Source organism: Aquidulcibacter sp., assembly GCF_049239865.1.
In the GTDB taxonomy this organism is placed as follows: Bacteria; Pseudomonadota; Alphaproteobacteria; order Caulobacterales; family Aquidulcibacteraceae; genus Aquidulcibacter.
The window spans coordinates 1-1,186 of the sequence record NZ_JBMLTR010000103.1; the positions used below are offsets into that span (position 1 = coordinate 1).

The 1,186-nt window shown below is 54.0% G+C and carries 1 protein-coding gene; it reads right to left on the reverse strand.

Annotated elements, in window-relative coordinates; translation table 11 throughout:
- Positions 1–97 precede the first annotated feature (97 nt).
- Positions 98–1,186 (reverse strand): alpha-amylase family glycosyl hydrolase (locus ACOVRA_RS07495; protein WP_421719744.1); only part of this gene is annotated, 1,089 nt, incomplete at its 5' end.

The following is a 1,186-nucleotide window of genomic DNA, read 5'->3' on the forward strand; positions in this document are numbered from 1 at the left end:
CTCGACCGACCTGCGACGGGTACGATCAAGGTCAGCCAACAGCCGCTGGTGGACTTGGTTCGCGGATTTAAGAATTAGAGCCTGGACTTTGTGCCCTTTACTTGACCTGACAGGCAATAAAGCCGAGTGGCGGCAACGAGACGGCTACAGAGCCAGGTGCCCTCGGGCCCGTCGGGCATTGGCCATAAAGCGCGGTGAGTGACTTTGCCTTTGTGTCCAATTCTACATGCGTATTAAGCGGGGTTAGGGCGGTATTGAATACCAAGAGGACTTCTTCCCCAGAGTCTGGATCATGTCGCGAAATCGCAAATAATCCCGGTGCATCAGCGTAGTTGCGCACCTTTTGCGTGCCTCGACGCAAGGCTGGATGGGTGCGTCGTAGGGCGGAAAGCTCTGCAATAAAACGATATAGGGGATGGGTTTGATTGAAATTGGCAACCGCATTGGTTGCCTCGGTGCCTAATAAGCGATTGTCATTATAAGCCGCGACTTGGGATGCAAATAAGGGTTCGCGTGCATCCTTGTCCCAACCATCACCCACAAAGCCTTGCTCATCACCTGCATACAGTGTCGGCACACCGCGCAGTGTTATCATGAGAGCGTGGGCGAGTTTTACCCGCGCCAAAAGTTCTGTGTCGGAGACATGTGGCAAAGCCGTTCGAATATAGAAGCCTAGCCGCCCGTGATCATGGCTCGAGATAAAGGTCGGCTGTTGGCGGGCGGTGGCCTCGCCATTGGGATAGAGCGGGTCCTGGAAGAAGAGCTCCCATAATTTGTTAGTCCCCGCACTGCCCGAGACGGCGTCGAGCACTGCGCGACGAAAGGCAAAGTCGATCGTCGCAGGAAATCCATCAACGCGTGTGTGCAAAGCAAGCTTGCCCGGTTCCAGCTCCACGCTGCCAATTTCTGCGAAAATATGAAAATTCTCAATGCCCTTTGCCTTAGCTCGGGCCAACATAGCCGGCACAAAGGCTTGCCAGAACTCGGGATTGACGTGGCGGGCCGTGTCCACACGGAATCCGTCAATCCCAAAATCATCGATCCATTTTCCATAAATGTCGATCATACCCTGAATGACGCGCGGGTTCTCGGTCATGAGATCATCTAGGCCCGAAAAGTCACCCATTGTCGCGGATTCGTTCCAATAAGTCGTGTCGCCGCGATTATGATAGAAGATCGGATCGTT